At 71.5% G+C, this 15,691-nt stretch carries 12 protein-coding genes and 1 pseudogene; 5 read left to right on the forward strand and 8 right to left on the reverse strand.

The features are described 5' to 3' along the window. Window positions 1-218: 218 nt before the first annotated feature. Window positions 219-2,945 carry a SpoIIE family protein phosphatase gene (locus ABN273_RS40620; RefSeq protein WP_349454667.1) on the forward strand — a complete coding sequence of 909 codons (2,727 nt, stop codon included), beginning with the start codon at window positions 219-221 and terminating at the stop codon, window positions 2,943-2,945. A 4-nt stretch (window positions 2,946-2,949) separates the two neighbouring features. Here ABN273_RS40620 and ABN273_RS40625 read toward each other — a convergent pair whose 3' ends face one another. The 3 genes from ABN273_RS40625 to ABN273_RS40635 are packed head-to-tail and all read right to left on the reverse strand — an operon-like array spanning window position 2,950 to window position 5,685. Continuing rightward, entirely contained in the window at window positions 2,950-3,825 is an 876-nt protein-coding gene (locus ABN273_RS40625) for an MHYT domain-containing protein (protein ID WP_349454684.1), read from the reverse strand. A 30-nt stretch (window positions 3,826-3,855) separates the two neighbouring features. After that, window positions 3,856-4,764: a hypothetical protein gene (locus tag ABN273_RS40630; protein ID WP_349454668.1), complete on the reverse strand. Its 909-nt coding sequence runs from the start codon at window positions 4,762-4,764 to the stop codon at window positions 3,856-3,858. Window positions 4,765-4,797: 33 nt separating this feature from the next. Continuing rightward, entirely contained in the window at window positions 4,798-5,685 is an 888-nt protein-coding gene (locus ABN273_RS40635; RefSeq protein WP_349454669.1) for a hypothetical protein, read from the reverse strand. Between the two features lie 275 nt (window positions 5,686-5,960). On the opposite strand from ABN273_RS40635, the gene ABN273_RS40640 reads away from it, so the two are divergent. Continuing rightward, entirely contained in the window at window positions 5,961-6,212 is a 252-nt protein-coding gene (locus ABN273_RS40640; RefSeq protein WP_349454670.1) for an ATP-binding protein, read from the forward strand. Between the two features lie 42 nt (window positions 6,213-6,254). Here ABN273_RS40640 and ABN273_RS40645 read toward each other — a convergent pair whose 3' ends face one another. Together ABN273_RS40645 and ABN273_RS40650 are read right to left on the reverse strand one after the other, a co-directional pair. Beyond that, a complete protein-coding gene (locus tag ABN273_RS40645) occupies window positions 6,255-9,077 on the reverse strand; it encodes an NACHT domain-containing protein (RefSeq protein WP_349454671.1) in 2,823 nt (940 codons plus the stop codon). Window positions 9,078-9,152: 75 nt separating this feature from the next. Further along, a complete protein-coding gene (locus tag ABN273_RS40650) occupies window positions 9,153-11,018 on the reverse strand; it encodes a propionyl-CoA synthetase (protein ID WP_349454673.1) in 1,866 nt (621 codons plus the stop codon). A 45-nt stretch (window positions 11,019-11,063) separates the two neighbouring features. Here ABN273_RS40650 and ABN273_RS40655 point away from each other — a divergent pair, with 45 nt between their 5' ends. Beyond that, window positions 11,064-11,702 carry a nucleotidyltransferase domain-containing protein gene (locus tag ABN273_RS40655; RefSeq protein WP_349454674.1) on the forward strand — a complete coding sequence of 213 codons (639 nt, stop codon included), beginning with the start codon at window positions 11,064-11,066 and terminating at the stop codon, window positions 11,700-11,702. Beyond that, window positions 11,699-12,436, forward strand: coding sequence for a nucleotidyltransferase domain-containing protein (locus tag ABN273_RS40660; protein ID WP_349454675.1), 738 nt, complete (start codon window positions 11,699-11,701; stop codon window positions 12,434-12,436). The genes ABN273_RS40655 and ABN273_RS40660 overlap by 4 nt, the downstream gene beginning before the upstream one ends. A gap of 37 nt (window positions 12,437-12,473) precedes the next feature. Here the strand turns inward: ABN273_RS40660 and ABN273_RS40665 are convergent. Both ABN273_RS40665 and ABN273_RS40670 read right to left on the reverse strand, forming a co-directional pair. Then, window positions 12,474-12,773 (reverse strand): annotated as a pseudogene (locus ABN273_RS40665) (arylamine N-acetyltransferase family protein); the annotation flags it as partial. A gap of 36 nt (window positions 12,774-12,809) precedes the next feature. Further along, window positions 12,810-13,745, reverse strand: coding sequence for a GNAT family N-acetyltransferase (locus tag ABN273_RS40670; RefSeq protein ID WP_349454676.1), 936 nt, complete (start codon window positions 13,743-13,745; stop codon window positions 12,810-12,812). A 133-nt stretch (window positions 13,746-13,878) separates the two neighbouring features. On the opposite strand from ABN273_RS40670, the gene ABN273_RS40675 reads away from it, so the two are divergent. Further along, window positions 13,879-14,805, forward strand: a complete 927-nt coding sequence (locus ABN273_RS40675) for a hypothetical protein (protein ID WP_349454677.1) — start codon at window positions 13,879-13,881, stop codon at window positions 14,803-14,805. 50 nt (window positions 14,806-14,855) lie between these two features. Here ABN273_RS40675 and ABN273_RS40680 read toward each other — a convergent pair whose 3' ends face one another. Beyond that, window positions 14,856-15,632 (reverse strand): RNA-guided endonuclease InsQ/TnpB family protein, encoded by a 777-nt coding sequence (locus ABN273_RS40680; protein ID WP_349454678.1) that lies wholly within the window; start codon window positions 15,630-15,632, stop codon window positions 14,856-14,858. Between the last annotated feature and the right edge of the window lie 59 nt (window positions 15,633-15,691).

The following is a 15,691-nucleotide window of genomic DNA, read 5'->3' on the forward strand; positions in this document are numbered from 1 at the left end:
GTCCTTGGGCCGCGGGATCTGCACGCGCGTGCGCGGATTGCGGTCGCGCTAGAGGAGCGATGAAGTGCGCGTTTGGGTAGTTATACTGGTGTATCTCCTTAAATATCCAGATTCCTTCCGGGTCGGGGCCGCAGACGCGTGCCAGGACCCGGGCTCCGCAGGATCGTGCTCAACCCTGAAGGAGACCTTGGTGACGAGGTGAAGGGCAGGGGGTGGGGATGGGCGAACGGCGTGCGCCAGGTCTGCGGATCAGGGGGGCGGACCACGTTTCCGAGAAGCGGGAACGGCTCCTGGCGCTGGCCGGTGACGATCTGCGGGGCATCGAGCTCCTGCGGTTCGCGATCCAGCAGGCAGTCGCCGAACTGGCCGGCCTGGGCGGCATGGTGCACCTTGGCAGTCCCGGCTTCGGCGGCGGGCTGCGCCTGGCGGTGACCAGCGGGCTCCCTCCGGCCTTCACCCAGGCGTGGGAGCGCGTTGACGGCAACGGCCCGCTCGCCCCGGCGCGCGCTTTCCGGGACGGTGCGTTCGTACAGGCCTCTCTGGCGGGCATCGGCCACGGGATGCCCGAACATGGCGCGACGGCGAACGGACCGCCGGACGGGGCCGAAGCCGGATCCTGGCCGGCCGGTACGGCGATTGCGGCCGTCCCGCTGCTCGGCAGCGGCGGGCCGGTCGGGGCGCTGTCGGTCGTGACGGTCTCCTCGCGCAAGCCGTCGGCGGGGCATCGGGCCTTTCTCGACACCCTGGGCCGGTGGGCCGGCGAGCGCCTGGGCAGGTCCACGGCGCCGCCGCCCGATCCGGCCCTCACGGGGTGGGCGGAACAGCCCACAGGCCCGCAGGACCCCCTGCAGGCGGTCGGCACGTGGGACTGGGACATCCGGACCGGTGACATCATCTGGAACGACGCGATGCCCACGGTGCTCGGCCTCGATCCGGACACCGTCGACGGCCGGATCGACACCTGGATGGGCACCATCCACCCCGACGATCTGCCCTGGGTGCTGTCCGACATGGATGAGGCGATCTACACCGGGAGGATGCACAGCACCGAGTACCGGGTGTGCCACCCGGACGGGACGATCGGCTGGGTACGGGTCCGCGGCCAAATGATGCTCGACGACAACGGCGAACCGGCACGCATGGTCGGCACACTGTGGGACGTCTCCAGAACCCATGACGTCCTCGAGGCGATCATCGAACCGCAGGCGCGTAACGCCGAGAGCGCTTCCGCGGAGCGGGCCTCCCATATCAGGCGGCTGGCCGGTGCGCTGGCCGAGGCGGTCACCGTACGCGACGTCGTGGCCGCCTCCGCCGATCACATTCTGCCGTCGTTCGGCGCCTCCGGACTGATGCTCTCCTTCCTGGAGGGCGACCGCCTGCGTCCGGTCGGGTTCACCGGGTACCCCAAGGAGTTCGTCGACCGGATATCCCGCATGCCGGCCTCCTGGGGGCTCCCGATGACAGGGGTCCTTCGGGAGCGCACCCCGACGTTCATCAGCTCGTCCGAGGAGTACATCGAGCGCTACCCCGCGACGGCCGACATCCCGGCGACGGGCGGCAAGCAGGCGTGGGCCTTCCTCCCGCTGATCGCCTCGGGACGCCCGGTGGGCAGCTGCGTCGTCTCCTTCACCGACCGGCACCAGTTCACCGGCGTGGAGCGCAACCTGCTCACCACGCTCAGCGGGCTGATCGCCCAGGCCATGGAACGCGCGCGCCTGTACGACAGGGAGCACACGCGGGCCCGGGAGCTGCAGCGCGAGCTGCTCCCGCGCGAGCTGCCCAGTCTGCCCGCCGTCACGCCCGCGGCGCGCTACCTTCCCGCGAGCAAGGACATAGAGGTCGGCGGCGACTGGTACGACGTCATCCCGCTGTCGGCGGACCGGGTCGCCATCGTCATCGGCGACGTCATGGGGCACGGCGTGGCCGAGGCGGTCACCATGGCCCGCCTGCGCACCGCGGTCCGCACCCTGGCCGACCTGGAGCTGTCCCCCGACGAGCTGCTCTCCCACCTCAACGACCTGGTCAGCGAGCTCGGCGACGACTTCTACGCCACCTGCCTGTACCTGGTCTACGACGCCACCAACCGCTCCTGCGCCCTGGCCCGCGCCGGCCATCCCCCACCCGCCGTCGTCCACCCCGACCGCACCGTCCACTTCCCCGACGCCGACCCCAACTCACCCCTCGGCGCCGCCACCCCGCCCTTCGACACCGTGGAGCTGGAACTGCCCGAAGGCAGTCTGCTGGTGCTCTACACCGACGGACTGGTCGAATCCGCCACCATGGACATCGACCAGGGCATGGCCGAGCTCGCCAGGGCGCTGCGCGGCACGACCTCCGGAGCTCTGGCCGGACACCGGGATCACGCCGCACAGCCGGACGCGACGGGGCTCCACTGCGCCGAATGCCTCGAATCCCTGTGCGACCACCTCACCGCCGCCCTGCTGCCCAGCAGGCAGCGGACGACCGACGACGCCGCGCTGCTGGTCGTCCGCACCCACGCGCTGCCGAGCGAGGACATGGCCTGCTGGCCACTGCCCGATCATCCCCGGGCCGCGGGCGAGGCCCGCGAGCACGTCCGCGCCCAGCTCCACGACTGGGACCTGGACGACCTGTCGATGACCACCGAACTGCTGGCCAGCGAACTGGTCGGCAACGTCGTCCGCCACGCCAAGGGCCCCATCCACCTGCGCCTCCTGCGCAGCAACGTGCTCACCTGCGAAGTCTCCGACGGCAGCCCCACCACACCCCGCATCCGCCGCGCCGCCGACACCGACGAGGGCGGGCGCGGGCTCCAGCTGGTCGCCGCGATCTCCCGTCGCTGGGGCACCCGCTTCACCGCCACCGGCAAATGCATCTGGACCGAACAGCCCTTGATGCCCGAATCAACCACCCTGCTCCCCGAGCAGGTCGGCCTGGACCTGTACGACCTGCTGGACGACGAGTGAGGGGCTACGAAGGGTCGCGGTGACGGAAGGCCTCGTGGGCGGAGTGGACGCTGCGCCTCAGCGCCTGCTCGAGCCGGTCCGCGTCCTGCGCCAGGCGCTCCAGCTCCGGCACCGCGAACCCGTCGGCCCCCGTCTCGGCCACCAGCTCCTCATACTGGTGCACCCGTCCCCGCAGCTCCTCGATCTGGTGGTGCGCCAGGTAGGCCCGCTCGGCGTCGGCCACGTTGGAGGCGTAACGTTCCACCGCCTCCACTCGGGCCAGCACGGCCTCCTCGCTGCTGTCGAGCGCCCGCGCGAGGGGCTCGGCCACGGCCTCCACCTCGGGCGTGACCCCCTTCGACACGGTCTCCCTGTGCTTGGCACGCAGCGCGGAGAGCTTGGCCAGCAGCCGGGCGATCTCCCACTCCTGCGCGGGCAGCATCACGGCGTTGCGTACGTCGTCGAGCAGGCCCTCGGCGTTGACCCGGGACTCGGTGACGGCGGCGATGGCGCGCTGGGCGCGGGCGAGCAGGCGGGCGGAGGACTCGTCGAGGTCGTCGGTGAGCACGTAGCGCCCCTCGTACCAGCGCAGCTGCTCGTAGACCTCGCGCTCGTACTCCTCCTGCTCGTCCCCCGGCAGGTCGGCGAGGACGAACAGCGCGATGATCATGGGGAGCCCGAGCAGCACGAACAATATTCCGATGCCTCGGCCCAGCAATCCGACGGCGGCCAGCCCTCCGACGAACACCACCGGTCCGATAACCGCCATCATGCGGTAGTGCTTGCTCGACATGGCCCGCTTCGGCGCGGGGGCCCAGCCCTGGCGCATCTTGGCCAGCACCTGGCGGCTCTCCCTGAGCAGCTGCGCGTCGTCCGGCGGCACCTCGGGGTCTATCACCATATCCGCCACGAATCCGGATCCTAAGGGAAGTCACCTCCTAAGGTGACGAAAAGCTTCATGCGCGGAGCTGACGCTGTCGCGTAGCGCCTGCTCAAGGCGATCGGCGTCGTCGGACAGTTTGCTCAGCTCGGGCACGGCCGACCCGTCGGCGCCCGACTCGGCGAGGAGCTCCTCGTAGCGGGGCAGCTTGGCGCTGAGGCGCTCGATCTGGTGGCGGGCGCGGAAGGCGCGCTCGGCGTCGGCGACGTGGCCGGCGTAACGTTCCAGCGCCTCGACCCGGGCCAGCACCGCCTGCTGGCTGCTGTCGAGCGCCTGGGCGAGGGGTTCGGCCACGGCGGCCACCTCGGGGGTGACGCCTTCCGAGACGACCTCCTGGTGCTCGGCCCGCAGCTCCGACAGCTTGGCCAGGAGCCGGGCGATCTCCCATTCCTGGGCGGGCAGCATCACGGCGTTGCGCACGCCGTCGAGCAGGCCCTCCGCGTTGACGCTGGAGTGCATGACCTGGTCGATGGCCGTCTGGGCGCGGGTCATGAGGGTCCTGGCGGGCTCGTCGAGCTGCTCGCGGAGGACGTAGCGGCCCTCGTACCTGCGTGCGCCGTCGTAGACGTCGCGCTCCAGCGCGTGCGTGCGCTCCACCTCGGCGTCGGGCATGGGCCTGAGCAGGACGCTGACGATCAGGAGGGCCGCGCCCGTCATGATCACGACGAAGGGGGTGTAGCGTTCGGCGACGAAGAGGGCCAGGCCGCAGACGGCCGCCACCGCGGCCGTCACAGTGACGGCGAGCCGGGTCACGAGGCCGGCGAGGGGGCGGTGGCGTCTGTGCGCGGGCACCCAGCCGGCGTGGATGCGTACCAGGAGCTTGCGGTTGTCACGTAAGAGGGCCGCGACATCGTCGGGCACCGCCGGATCGACTATCACCTTCGCATGACGTCCGGGCACGTTATCGATCCTATGAGCCGTCCTGTCCAAGCGTCAGCCTTCGAGATAGCGGAACGCCTCGTGGGCGGACTGGACGCTGCGCCGTAACGTGCGTTCCAGCACGTCGGCGTCCTCGGCCAGCCGCTCGATCTCGGGCACGGCGAGCGAGTCGGCGCCCGACTCCGCCAGCAGTTCCTCGTAGCGCGGCAGCCGGGCGCGCAGTTCCTCGATCTGGCTGCGGGCGTGGTAGGCGCGCTCGGCGTCGGCGACGTGGGCGGCGTAACGTTCAAGTGCCTCCACCCGGGCGACCACGGCGGCCTCGCTGTTGACCAGCGCGCGCTCGAGCGGCTCGATCACCGCCGCGACCTCGGGCGCGATGCCTCTGGCCAGCAGCTCCCGGTGCTCCAGGCGCAGCGCCGAGAGCTTGGCGAGCAGGCGGGCGATCTCCCACTCCTGCGCCGGCAGCATCAGGGCGTTGCGGGCGTCGTCGAGCAGTCCCTCGGCGTTGACGTGGGAGCGCAGCACGGACCCGATGGCGCGCTGCGCCCTGACCAGGACAGTCCTGGCCTCCTGGTCGAAGTCCTCCGGGAGCAGGTAGCGGCCGTCGTACCAGCGGGCCTGCTCGTACACGCCGCGCTCGTGCGGCCGATTGTCCTCCGGCACCTCGCTCATGGAGGCGATCTTGACGAGGACGATGAAGACGTACGTGCCGAGCAGCACGAAACCGGCCGGCCTGATCGGCGAGGCCAGCAGGACGGCCATGAGGGCGATCACGACGGGGGTGGTGGCCAGGAGCAGCGCGCTGGACGGGCTCCTGCGCTTGGGCGGCGGCACCTCGGCGGGAGGCACCCATCCGGCCCTGACTCTGGACAGCAGCGGGGCGTTGGCACGCAGCAGTCCGGCAACTTCCGGAGGCACTCCGGGATCGACGACCACACCCACGCTCTGTCCTGGCACCCTGGCGCCCCCAACGCTCGTGATGTTCGGATATTACGTAACAATCCGCCGACATGTCAGCCTCGGAAAGGTCATGCCGAGGAACCACAGGGCGCGCTCAGGCGGCACTTTCACGACGGCAGGCACCTCAACCAGGCCCGTCACAATGGCCTCCACCAGCACCGCAGCGGCCGCCCCCGCCCCCTTGGACGCGTGGGGCGCGCTCGCCGGCGCGCTCCGCCGCGCAACATGATCGTAGCCACCGGGATAAGCGGCCGGCGATGAAGCCGGTGCACGCTCAGCGCCGCCGCCACGCAGGCGACCGGGATCGCGGGCAGGACGTAGCGGTGGTCTTCGAGCAGTTCCGGCGGCTGCACGGCGACCGGCTGCGGTCCGACCGCGGCAGCGGTCTGGGGCTGTCGATCGTACGGGTGATCACCGAGGCGCACGACGGCACGGTCACGGCCACGCCCAGGGACGAGGGCGGGCTGACGATCACCGTCGAGCTGCCCGTCCACTCCGAGACCGCCTGACGGGTCAGTCCAGGCCCCGGATCTCCCAGAGCGCCAACCCGGTCAGTCCAGGCCCTGGATCTCCCAGAGCGCCGTCTCCGGGATGCCCGCCTTGACGAGCTGCTCCCACGTGCCCATCCGGTCGGCCGGGTCGGCGAGCATGGCCCGCAGGAGCGGCCGCAGCTCCGCGTGGTCGGCTCCGTCCTCCGCCCACAGCGCCCCGAGCGCCCGGTGCATGGCGGGCGAGCGCACGGCCACCGTCCGCACCAGCTCGTCCAGGATCGCCAGGCGGTCCCGGTACGGCAGGAAGCGGCCCTCCCCCAGGGAGCGCACCAGCAGGTCGAGCAGCCGCCGGTGGCGGGGCGTGTGGCCGGTGGCGACCGCGACGACGACGTCGCCCATGCCGCCGGCCTCCGCCGCTCCGAGCACGACGTCCTCCTTGCCGTCCTCGACCACGCGCTGCGCCGACAGGGCGGTGACCAGCCCGGTCCAGCCTTCCTGCCCGAGCTGCCCCTTCCACAGGTGGCTGAGCGAGGACCACTGCTCCAGGTGGTCGGGGCCGGACAGGATCGACGAGACGCGGACCGGCTCCTCCGACGCGCAGACGATCAGCAGGGTCAGGTTGGCGGAGTACGCGGCCAGGCGGCGGGTCAGCGTGTGGCGTACCGGCCTGAACCCGGTGAAGTGGCGGCGCGGCCGCTCGTGCAGCGACCGGCGCAGCAGCCCGGCCAGCAGCTCCACGCAGCGTGCCCGGACGGCGGAGGGGACCTCGTCCAGCAGCTCCAGGGTGAACCCGACGGTCGCCCCGCGCTCGGCCAGACAGGAGTGGGACGTGACCGCGTACAGCAGGTCGTCGTCCACGGCCTGGACCAGCGCGAGCGGCTCGTCGCCGGCCAGGCGGCGCCTCCTGTCGAGGTCGCGCAGCGCGTACATGGCCAGCCAGGCCACCAGGAACTCCGCGAACGTGGCGTGCAGGAAGGCGTAACCGTTCCTGGGGCCGTTCCTGCGTACGAAGAAGAACCGTTCGGTGGCCTTGCGCGCCCAGTCGATCCGGCCCTCCTCGTCCGGCTCGTCCTCGCCACCCTGGCACAGGGCGGGCAGGTCCCGCTCGAGCGCCTCATCGGTGATGACCTGGCGGCCGCGGGCGAGCATGGCCAGCGCGACCGCGCCGAGCAGGACCAGCTCCTGGTCGATGGCCACCCGCCGGACGCCGCCGGTCTCGCGTTCGGTGTAGTCCCGCAGCAGCACCTCGTACAGGCGGGCGCGGCCGAGCGGGCCGTGGTCGTGCTGCAGCGCGTTGCCGCCCGCGTCGTAGAGGGCGAGCAGCAGCAGGAGCAGCGGCTGCCTGGCCATCTCGCCGTGGACCAGCGCCGCTTCGGCGGGCAGGGGCTTCAGGTCGCGGCGGGCGAGCCGGGCGCGGTTGGCCTGGTCCCAGATCTTCAGCCACTGCCGCACCTGGTCGTCGTCGAACGGCTGGAGCTGCAGCCCCAGCAGCCCCTCGGGGAGCCTGATCCGGTCGGCGACCACCGTGCGGCTGGTCACGATCACGGCCACCGGGCGACCGTGCTCCGCCTCGCTGTCCTGGAACTCCTGCACCTGTTCGAGGTAGTCGTAGCGGTTGACGCCGCCCTGCACCAGCTCGTCGAAGCCGTCGAGGAGGATCACCGGCATGGCCCCGTCCGCGGCCGCCACCAGCTCGGCGTACCCCACCTCCTCCCCCAGCACGGTCGCGAGGGCCTGCTCGATCTGCTCGGTGACGCCCGCCCGCGCGGGCACGCTGCCCAGCTCCACCCTGATGGGCAGGAACTCCGACCTGGCCAGCCGCGCCGCGAGCACCTCGGTCAGCTTGGTCTTGCCCGAGCCCGGCTCGCCCAGCACGAGCAGCGGCGCCTGGGTGGCGCGCAGCGAGGTCAGGTGGCCGACCAGGAACGCCTCGGTGTCGGCCAGCAGCCGCCGGTCGTCCCACCAGCTCAGCAGCGCGGGCGCGGCCTCGCGGGTCAGCTCGGCCACCCGGAAGCGGGGGCTGAGGTAGCCCTCGCCGAGCAGCGGGAGCGAGACGTCCTCGGGGAGCTTGCCGGCCGGCAGCAGCGGCTGGTCGAGCAGGTTGGCGGCCATCCTGGCCAGGTGGATCATGGGGCGGTCGCCGACCCGCGGCGGGGCCAGCTCGGCCAGCAGCCAGGCCACCCGCGACAGCGCCGTGGCGGGCGGCGGCTTCTCCGTGACGAGGCTGCGCACCCCGAACTCGTGGCTGTCGAGCGCCAGCGACCGGTAGTCCTCGTCGTAGATGCGCAGCGCGTGCGCGGGCGGGCCCTCGGCGAGCATGCGGGGCAGCAGGAGCTGGTCGTCGACCGGCAGCTCGTCCCAGACGGCCAGGCCGCCCACGTATCCGGCCATGGCCTCGGACATGCGCAGGTAGGCACGTTCCACGGCCAGCCGGGTCTCGGCGTACGGCACGTGCGGCTCGGGCGTGGGCAGCCGCTCCAGCAGCAGGCTCGCCACCAGCCTGGCGAACCGCTCGGGCGTCGGCACCCCGTGGGAGATCTTGTCGCCGCGGTCCAGCTTGTCGAGCGTGAACGGCAGCTTCGCCTCGCCGAGCGCCTCGAAGTACGCGGAGACGACGATCACGGCGTGCGCGGCGGCCAGCCGCTGCGTGCGGGTGAACCGGTCGACGCCGCTCCTCAGCTCGGGCATGCGGCGTACGACGTCCTTGCCGTACAGGACGACGCTGTTGCGCATGTCGGCTAAGCCGGTGACCAGCTGGCCCGCGCCGGCCAGCGCCCAGCCGGTGCGCGCCGCCGCCGAGGCGAACCCGATCACCTTGACGAGCCTGGCGTCCTTGCAGCCGAGGATCCTCAGGGCGTCGGCGTAGCTCGGGGACTCGATCATGTGCCTTCTCCCGGGGACTGGGATGTCCCATCATGCGCCGTACGGGCGGGTTTTTCGGCGGAAGTTACCGGCCCGTCATGTTCGCTTCACGGCCTTCTCGATCTCCGGCAGCGCAGCCGGGTCCTCGATGGTGGACGGCGTGTTGTACGGGTTGCCGTCGGCGATGTCCCGCATCGTGGCGCGCAGGATCTTGCCCGATCGCGTCTTCGGCAGGCGGGCCACCACGACGGCGCGGCGGAAGGCGGCGACGGGGCCGATGCGCTCGCGCACGAGGGCGGTCAGCTCGCGCTCCAGCTCTGCCGGGTCGCGTTCCGCCCCTGCCTTGAGCACCACGAACCCCACGGGGAGCTGGCCCTTCAGCTCGTCGGCCACGCCGATCACGGCGCACTCGGCCACGTCGGGGTGTGCGGCGATGACCTCCTCCATCGAGCCGGTCGACAGGCGGTGGCCGGCGACGTTGATCACGTCGTCGATGCGGCCCATGACGTAGAGGTAGCCGTCGGCGTCCACGTGGCCGCCATCGCCCGTGAGGTAGTGGCCCGGGTGGCGCTCCAGGTAGGAGCGGGCGAAGCGGGCCTTGTCGCGGTAGAGGGTGGGCAGGGCGCCGGGCGGCAGCGGCAGCTTGACGGTGACGGCGCCGTCCACGCCGGGCGGGCACTCGTTGCCGTCGGGGTCGAGGATGCGTACGTCCCAGCCGGGGACGGGCTTGGTGGGCGAGCCGGGTCTGAGCGGCAGTGGTTGGATGCCGACGCAGTTGGCAGCGATGGGCCAGCCGGTCTCGGTCTGCCACCAGTGGTCGATGACGGGGATGCCGAGCAGGTCGGACGCCCAGTGGTAGGTGTCGGGGTCGAGGCGCTCGCCGGCCAGGAAGAGGTAGCGGAGTCCGGACAAATCATGCTTTTTCGCAAAAAGTCCGGATGGGTCCTCTTTTTTGATGGCCCGGATCGCGGTCGGCGCGGTGAACAGCGTCCGGACCCCGTGCGTGGCCACCACCCGCCAGAACGCGCCCGGGTCGGGGGTGCCGACCGGTTTGCCCTCGTACAGCACGGTCGTGCAGCCGGCCAGCAGCGGCGCGTACACGATGTAGGAGTGGCCGACCACCCAGCCCACGTCGGAGGCGGCCCAGTAGACCTCGCCGGGCGCGGCGCCGTACACGTGGGACATGCTCCAGTGCAGCGCGACGGCGTGGCCGCCGTTGTCGCGCACGACGCCCTTGGGCACGCCGGTGGTGCCGGAGGTGTAGAGGATGTAGAGCGGGTCGGTGGCGGCCACGCTCACGCACGCGGCGGGCTCGGCTCCGCGTACCGCCTGCGCCCAGTCGAGATCGCGTCCCTCCTGGAGCTTGGCCGGGCACTGTGGCCGCTGGAGGATCACGCACCGGTCGGGCCGGTGCGCGGCCTGCTCAAGCGCGGCGTCCAGCAGCGGCTTGTACTCCACCACCCTGGCCGGCTCGATCCCGCAGGACGCCGAGAGCACCACCTTGGGCTGGGCGTGGTCGATCCGCACGGCCAGCTCCCTGGCCGCGAACCCGCCGAACACCACCGAGTGCACCGCCCCGATCCGGGCGCAGGCCAGCATCGCGACCACGGCCTCCGGCACCATGGGCATGTAGATCACCACGGTGTCGCCCTTGTCCACGCCGAGATCCCTGAGCATCCCCGCGGTCCTGGCCACCTGGTCGCGCAGCTCGGCGTAGCTGAGGGTCGCCGTGGCGCCGGTGACGGGACTGTCGTAGATCAGCGCCGCCTGGTCGCCGCGACCGGCCGCGACGTGCCGGTCCACCGCGTTGTGACAGGTGTTGAGCCGCCCGTCGGGGAACCACCGGCCGCCCGCGGTGACGGTGGCGGGGACTGTGTCCCAGTCGATGCCGCGTGCCGCCTCCGCCCAGAACGCGCCGGGGTCTTCGATGCTCCACCGGTAAGCCTCGTCATAACCGCCCACTTTTCGATCACACCAGCCTCCGCCCCCATCACGCAAGATATCCGGGTGACCGATGACATGATCCTTACCGTCGTCATGGGGTCGCGGGCGTACGGGCTCGAGACGGACGCCTCCGACACCGACCGGCGGGGCGTCTTCGTGGCGCCGACGGCCGCGTTCTGGCGGCTGGAGAAACCGGCGACGCACCGGGACGGACCGCTGCCCGAGCAGTTCTCCTGGGAGGTCGAGCGCTTCTGCGTCCTCGCCCTCGAGGCGAACCCCACCGTGCTGGAGTGCCTGTGGTCCCCCCTGGTCGAGGTGATCACGCCAGCCGGGCAGCGGCTGCGCGACCTGCGCAGGGCCTTCCTGTCGGAGCGGGCGCGGCAGTCGTTCGCCGGGTACGCCGAGTCGCAGTTCCGCCGCCTCGACCCGGCCGCGCCCAAGTGGAAGCAGGCCATGCACATGGTGCGCCTGCTGCTCAGCGGCCTGCACCTGGTCCGGCACGGGGAGCCCCTGGTCCAGGTCGGACCGCACCGGGAACGGCTGCTGGCGATCCGGCGCGGCGAGGTGCCGTGGGCGGAGGTGGACGCCTGGCGGGCCGAGCTGTCCGCCGAGGTGGCCGCGACCCCGGGGGTGCTGCCCGAGCGGCCGGACCGGGAGCGGGTGGAGGAATTCCTGATCGGCGTGCGGAAGGAGCACCTTTGAACCTGCCCGGATGGCTGGCGGAGATCCCCGGCGAGCAGCCGTACCCGCCGGCGTTCGCGACGGTGAGCGGCGCGCACCTGTACGGGTTCCCCTCGGTGGACTCGGACGTGGACCTGCGGGGTGTGCACGTGCTGCCGGTCGAGGAGGTGGCGGGGCTGCGGCACGGGCCGGAGACGCTGGAGCGGATGTGGACGCGCGACGGCGTGGAGGTGGACCTGGTCACGCACGACCTGGCCAAGTTCTGCCGGTTGCTGCTGGGCCGCAACGGCTACGTGCTCGAGCAGCTGCTGTCGCCGCTGGTCGTGACGTCCTCGCCGGTGCACGAGGAGCTGGTGGCACTCGCCCCCGGCTGCCTGACGCGGCATCACGCCCACCACTACCTGGGGTTCGCGCGTACGCAGTGGCGGCTGTTCGCGAAGAGCGGGGAGCTCAAGCCGCTGCTCTACACCTTCCGCGTGCTGGCTACCGGGACTCACCTCATGCGCACCGGCGAGCTGGAGGCCGATCTGACGCGCCTGTACGAGTACGGGCCCGCGTACCTGCCCGAGCTGGTCGCCGCCAAGCGGGCGGCCGAGCACGGTCCGGCGCCTTCCGCGCCCGGGCTGGAGGCGGACGTGGAGCGGATGACAGGGGAACTGGAGCGGGCCCGGGACGGCTCGGCGCTGCCCGAGCGCGCGACCGCCGCGGACGCGCTGCACGACCTGGTGGTGCGGACCCGGTCACGGCGACCGTGAGCGTGCTGTGCGAGCGGGGAAGGTGGTAGCGGCCCAGCCGGATCCTGGCCAGGTGCCGGGTCAGGGTGAAGCCGAGGCGTTCGAGCGCGGCGGCGAACAACAGGTTGTGCTCGTGGCAGCAGCCGCCGCGCCCGCCCGTCACCAGTTTGTCCTGCAGGCTGCCCAGGTCGAGGGCGACGCCCCGGCCGAGGAGCGCGTCGAAGTTCTCGAAGGGGATGGAGCGGACGTGCGCCAGGTGCACCTGGCGCAGCGTCTCGTATGTCGGCTCGAGCGGGCCGCCGCACCCGATCCTGGTCAGGTACGCGTCGAGGTCGAGTTTCTCAATGTCCCACGTCATGAGATCGATCTTGGCGCGGGCGACGGCCCGCGCGCATCACGTGTTCACGGGATTCGCCGACAGGACGAGCCTGACGGCGAAGTTGCGGTACCCGGCCCGTTCGAACGCCCTGGCCATCGGCACGTTGCCGGCGTCCGTGTCCGCCGTGATCCGCTGGACGCCGCGCTCGGCGTGGCAGCGGGTGATCTCGGCGAGCAGGTCGTCGACGTACCCGTGGCCGCGGTGCTCGGGCACCACGCCGAGGTAGCCGACCACCGGCCCGCCGTTGTTGGCCGACGGCAGGGCGACCCCGACGAGGTCCCCGCTCTTGTCGTACGCCAGCCGCCACCACGACCGGTCCCCCGGCATGGACCTGTAGTCGTGCACGTCCTGGCGGGCCTGCGCCACGGGATCCATGGTGGCCAGGGCCTGCCGCGTGTGGAAGTCGAGCGTCCCGGCCGCCACCCGCCGGAACGCCGCAACGAACACCTCGTCGTCCGCATCGCCGCGGAACACGAGCCGGTCCGACGGCTCCGGCACGGGCCCGTCCGCCCATTCGTAGCGGAGCCGTTCCAGTTCCTCGGTCAGCCCGGCGCGGCCCGCGGCCTCCCAGCGCCAGGCGACGGCCGCCGCCGCCTTCGGATCGTCGCGCCAGCCGTTGCCGACGAACACGTGGTACTCGGGCGCCTGCCCGTACGCGTCGTGGCCGTGGCGCAGCAGCTCGGCGGCCAGTCCCACGCGGTCGTCCACCGAGGGATGGACGTAGACGCAGTCGAGCGCGAGCGGCTTGTCGCCGTCGGGGAAGCCCCACCAGACGGCGCGGGCCAGGATCTCGCCGTCGTCGGCGACGGCGAGCCAGATGCGGTCGTAGCGGTAGTTGCCGCTCTCCAGGAACGAGAGCAGCCGGTCAGGATGCGCCCAGCTGATGGACTCGTCGACGACACAGCCGAGCAGGCGGTCTAGATCTCCCTCGACCGCGGTGCGGAAAAGCACGTTTCCTCCGAGAAGCAGAAGTAGATGGCGCAGTAAGCGCCCGAACCCATGCCGAACATCTCAGCGCCTCCTTTCTTCCGACTTTTCGGCGTCTGGTGGCACTCTAACGGAAATATCGCGACAGGATGGGCTCGTGAGGTCCTACAACGACACGCTGCCCCTGCAACCCCCGGTCCGGCTGCCCGAGGAGGCCACGCTCGCGGCGGCCGTACGTGCCGCGCCCCTGGCCGAGGAGCTGAAGCCGGAAGGCTCGGACGCGGAGGTGCTGGCCTTCTGGGCGGACCACTGCCGCGAACGGCTGGCCACCGACGAGGGGCTGCTGCTGGAGCTCATCAGGATGTTCCTGTCGCGCGAGCCGCACCCGGGCCAGGCGCCCGCGGAGCTGACCGCTCTCGGCCTGGTACGGCAGGCGGAGCCGTACACGCTGAGCTGGCTCGGCCTGTGGGCGGCGCGGCTGGTCATCGCGGAGACCACCGGGCAGGACGTCCCCGTCATGGGGTCGCTCGCGGACGCCGACGCCGCGGCGCTGCTGCACGGCCTGCGCTCCTATCCGGAGGCGGAACGCGGCGAGGAGCTGGCGGGCTGGCTCAAGAACCGGGACACGGAGGCGGCGGCGGCCGAGATCGCCTCGGTGCTCGGCACGGTGAGCCCGCTGAGCCGGGCGGTCGGCGTGGAGCTGCTGTCGTCAAACTTCGGGGAGCCAGGCCGCCTGGCGCTGTCGGGGCTGCTGGAAGAGCCCAAGCTCGGGGCGGTGATCGCCGCCAGGACGGGACGCGAGGACCGGCAGCCCGCGCCGGGCGAGATCGCGTGGGTGCTGGTGGACATGGCGGCGGCGCTGCTGGAGTTCGGGGGCGAGACGGGAGAGGTGATCGAGTCGATCGCCATGGGGATGGACGCGGAGGAGCAGGCGGGCACGATCGCGATCCTGGCGTTCGGCGACCATCCGTGGACGGGGCAGGTGCTGCAGGTGTTCATCGACCACCATCCCGACGAACGCGTCGCCGCCGCGGCCCGCAAGGCCCTGCGCCGGCTGCACGGGCTGGCGGACGTGCGCGGCTAGAGGTTCTTTGACCTGCTCTCCGCCTTTTAGGGACGGGGATTCCCGTGCCGCTATGCGGCAGCTCGTGCCGCTTGCGCGGCTCGTGCTGTGGAACGGGGTGCTTGACGTTTCGCGGACCCGGGTGGGTCTCCACGCCCTGAGACGACCAGCCCGGCCGCCTGTCCTTTGGTCTTGATGTTCTTCGCCCCGACGATGTCGGCGTGCTCGGTGTGCCCGCAAGAAGTGCAGGAGAAGATCGCTTGGCTCTTGCGGCTCTTCTCATCCACCTTCCCGCACGCAGGTTCCGGGCACGTCTGGGACGTATACGCAGGGTTGATCTTATGGATGACACTGCCGGTGTAGCGGGCCTTGGAGCGGAGGGCGACTTCCAGGCCATACCAGCCCTTGTCCAGAATCGCCTTGTTGAGCCCGGATTTCGCCGCCGCGCCGTTGCGGAGGAACCGGCCCGGCTGGTCGGGGTCGGGCTTCGGCTTGACGGCCGCGCTCATGCCCTTGGTGTTCAGGTCTTCGATGACCACATGCCCGTACACGCGGGTGAGTCGGTGCGCGGCTTGGGCGTTGAAGTCAGCGCGCCGCCACCGGACCCGCCGCATGATCTCACTGATGGCGGCCACGACTGTCTTGCGCCGCTTCGATCCCTTCTGCGTGCGGGCGAGTTGGCGTTGCAGCCGCAGATACCGTTCCGCTTCGCCGGGCGTGAGATACCCGAGGTCGTCTTGCCGGGCCCCTTGCCTCACCCATGGAAGCTGTCTGGAGGAGACACCGTCGCTTCCGGCGTGGCGGCGGTCGAAGAACTCCCCATCCGAGGTCACGGCGGCCGTGACCACCCCCCGGTCCACACCCGCCCATTGAGGGCAGGCGTGTTCCTCACGCTCGGCGATCCCAT

The organism is Nonomuraea sp. B19D2 (assembly GCF_040137845.1).
GTDB lineage: Bacteria > Actinomycetota > Actinomycetes > Streptosporangiales > Streptosporangiaceae > Nonomuraea.